The organism is Nocardioides sp., assembly GCF_024509035.1.
Classification (GTDB): Bacteria; Actinomycetota; Actinomycetes; order Propionibacteriales; family Nocardioidaceae; genus Nocardioides.
In genome coordinates this window covers 1-3,145 of record NZ_JANINT010000337.1, presented here as the reverse complement: position 1 = coordinate 3,145, position 3,145 = coordinate 1, and the positions used below count along the sequence as shown (strand labels likewise).

General features: G+C 72.1%; 4 protein-coding genes. 2 read left to right on the top strand and 2 right to left on the bottom strand.

All coding sequences use genetic code 11. The features are described 5' to 3' along the window. A partial coding sequence (disA, locus tag Q0L15_RS20740; RefSeq protein WP_296606590.1) for a DNA integrity scanning diadenylate cyclase DisA occupies positions 1–648 on the top strand: 648 nt, incomplete at its 5' end. Between the two features lie 53 nt (positions 649–701). Here disA and Q0L15_RS20735 read toward each other — a convergent pair. After that, positions 702–1,532: a hypothetical protein gene (locus Q0L15_RS20735; RefSeq protein WP_296606588.1), complete on the bottom strand. Its 831-nt coding sequence runs from the start codon at positions 1,530–1,532 to the stop codon at positions 702–704. A gap of 64 nt (positions 1,533–1,596) precedes the next feature. On the opposite strand from Q0L15_RS20735, the gene Q0L15_RS20730 reads away from it, so the two are divergent. Beyond that, a complete protein-coding gene (locus Q0L15_RS20730; RefSeq protein WP_296606587.1) occupies positions 1,597–2,463 on the top strand; it encodes an A/G-specific adenine glycosylase in 867 nt (288 codons plus the stop codon). A gap of 48 nt (positions 2,464–2,511) precedes the next feature. Here Q0L15_RS20730 and Q0L15_RS20725 read toward each other — a convergent pair. Beyond that, positions 2,512–3,145, bottom strand: a 634-nt coding sequence (locus tag Q0L15_RS20725) for an AAA family ATPase (RefSeq protein ID WP_296606585.1), incomplete at its 5' end; no start/stop codon positions are given.

Here is a 3,145-nt window from a genome sequence, read left to right as displayed (position 1 = left end):
GACTCCGGCCAGATCCTCTCCCGCGCCAACCAGGCGCTCGCGACCCTGGAGCGCTACAAGCTGCGACTCGACGAGGTGTCGAGCACGCTGTCCGCGCTCGAGATCGAGGACCTCGTCACGGTCCGCGACGTGGCGGTGGTGGCCCAGCGGCTCGAGATGGTGACCCGGATCGCCAGCGAGATCGAGGACTACGTGCTCGAGCTCGGCACCGACGGTCGGCTGCTGTCCCTCCAGCTGGAGGAGCTGATCACCGGCGTCGACACCGAGCGCGAGCTGGTCATCCGCGACTACCTGCCCTCCGGGCGTCGCTCCAAGAGCCCCGAGGCGCTGCTCAACCGGCTGGAGTCCCTGTCGTCCACCGAGCTGGTCGACCCGGCCGCCGCCGCACGTGCGCTCGGCCTCGGCAACGGCGAGCACCTCGACGGCGCGGTCGCTCCCCGCGGCTTCCGCCTGCTGGCCAAGGTCCCCCGGCTCCCCGCCACCGTCGTCGACCGGCTGGTCGACCACTTCGGGACGCTGCAGAAGCTCCTGTCCGCCGGCGTCGACGACCTCCAGGCCGTCGAGGGTGTCGGCGAGCTGCGCGCCCGCAGTGTCCGCGAGGGGCTCTCGCGCCTCGCCGAGTCGACGATCCTCGAGCGGTACGTCTAGCTCGTCGATCTGCCGGCAGGCGTCCAGGGCGCCCGGACCACGCCACAGTCCGCTCAGTCAGGCTCGACGGCACCGGAGGGCGACTTCCCGGGACCCTGACCGGGGCCCTGACCGGGGGTCTTGGTCGACTGACCCGGAGCGAGCGGGCGGCCGGACGGGGAGTTGCTGGGCGTGTTCTTGGGCGTCGCCGTCTTGGTGATCGTCCCGGCCACGGGAGCGGTCAGCTCGAACTGGACGTCGGAGGGCTCACCCCCGAGGGCCGCCGCGGTCACGTGGTACCAGCCGGGCATCGCCCATCCGGTGAACCGCGTGCACCCGTCGCTGTCGGAGCGCTTGGCCTGGGTCCAGATCAGGGTGACGTCGGCGGTCACGGCCTTGCGGACGATGACGTCGCGCGTCCGGATGGCGGCCGGGCAGTCGCGGCTGGTCCAGATCCGGTCCTTGCCGGAGGTGATGTTCACCGTGACCGTGTCGGGTGAGACCCGCCAGGTGCAGGCGTCCGCGGTGCGCGAGCGCAGCTGTAGCACGATCGGGACGTCGCGGCCGCCGACGGCCTGCTCGACCGAGGGCGTGATCGCCACGTCCTCGTTCGCGCACGGACCGTCGGGCTGGGCGAGCGGTGTCTTGGTCCTCGACGGCTTCTTGGTGGGGCTCGCGCTCGGGAGGCGGGTGGTCTGCGTCGGCAGGCCGGTGATCTCCGTCGTCGAGGTCGAGGTGATGTCCGCTCCCACCTGGGCGGCCTCGTCGGCGCCCGACGAGCCGTCGCTGCCACCGCCGAGCAGGCGACCGATCGCGACGACGAGCAGGACGGCGGTGCCCAGCACCATCGCACGACGCACCCAGTAGACGCGCGCCGGCAAGGGGCCACGGGTCATTGCGGGCATGCGGCAACGCTAGTCAGGGGCGGGGCCGGACTGGTGGTGCCACACCGGCGACAATGCAGGCGACATGAGCGATCTTCACTCACCGCTGCTGCGATGGTACGACGAGCACGCCCGCGACCTGCCCTGGCGTCGACCGGAGGCCAGCGCGTGGTCGGTGATGGTCTCGGAGTTCATGCTCCAGCAGACCCCGGTGGCGCGCGTGCTTCCCGTCCACGAGCAGTGGCTGGCCCGGTGGCCGACACCGGCCGACCTCGCGGCCGAGCCCACGGGCGAGGCGGTCCGCGCCTGGGGCCGCCTGGGCTACCCGCGCCGGGCGCTGCGCCTGCATGCCGCCGCGACGGCGATCGTCGAGCGGCACGGCGGCGAGGTGCCGTCGGCGTACGACGACCTCATCGCGCTCCCGGGCGTCGGCGACTACACCGCGGCTGCGATCGCGTCCTTCGCCTTCGGGCGGCGCCACGTCGTCCTGGACACCAATGTGCGTCGCGTGTTCGCGCGGACCGTCCAAGGGGTGGAGTTCCCCTCGGCGTCGGTGACGAAGGCCGAGCGCGAGGTCGCCACCGAGCTGTTGCCCGACGACGACGCGACCGCCGCGACGTGGGCGGTCGCGGTGATGGAGCTCGGCGCCCTGGTGTGCACGGCGAGCAACCCGCGGTGCGCGGCCTGCCCGGTCGCCGAGCAGTGCACCTGGCGCGCGTCCGGCTACCCGGCGTACGACGGGCCGCCGCGCAAGGTGCAGACCTGGGCCGGCACCGACCGGCAGTGCCGTGGCCGGCTGCTGGCCGTCCTGCGCGACGCCGACGGCCCGGTGCACCGCAGTCGCCTGGACGCCGCGTGGTCCGAGGAGGCCCAGCGGGTCCGCTGCCTGGCCAGCCTCGTCGAGGACCGCCTGGTCGTGCACGCGGGCGCGGACACCTACGCGCTGCCCTGAAATGACGTTGACCCGCCCGAAAGTTTCGGGCGGGTCAACGTCGACTGGTCAGTCCTGGGACTTGGGGACGTCCGCGCCGCTGTCGGAGTCGTCGGGACCATCGACCGGGGCGGCCTCGCTGGAGGCCACCTCAGCGGTCTCGAACGGCGGCAGGTCGGGCAGCTCGCCGACCTTCTGGCCCTCGAAGGTGAAGGTGGCCGTCGGCCCCTCGCCCTCGACGCCCACGAGCACGATCTGGCCGGGGCCGACCTCGCCGTACAGCATCTTCTCGGCGAGCACGTCCTCGATCTCGCGCTGCACCGTGCGGCGCAGCGGGCGCGCGCCGAGCACCGGATCGAACCCACGCTCGGCCAGGAGCTGCTTGGCGGGCTGGGTCAGCTCGATGCGCATGTCGCGGTCGCGCATCCGCAGCTCGACGGAGGCGATCATGTTGTCCACCATCGCCACGATCTGCTCCTGCGAGAGCGGCGGGAACACGATGATCTCGTCGACACGGTTGAGGAACTCCGGACGGAAGTGCTGCTTGAGCTCCTCCGACACCTTGCCCTTCATCCGCTCGTAGGACCCCGCGGCGTCGCCGGACTGCTGGAAGCCCAGGTTGATGCCCTTGGCGATGTCACGGGTGCCGAGGTTGGTGGTCATGATGATGACGGTGTTCTTGAAGTCCACCACGCGGCCCTGG

Coding starts and splice junctions, on each gene's coding strand:
- Q0L15_RS20735 (WP_296606588.1), bottom strand. CDS start 1,532: ATGCCCGCAATGACCCGTGGCCCCTTGCCGGCGCGCGTCTACTGGGTG.
- Q0L15_RS20730 (WP_296606587.1), top strand. CDS start 1,597: ATGAGCGATCTTCACTCACCGCTGCTGCGATGGTACGACGAGCACGCC.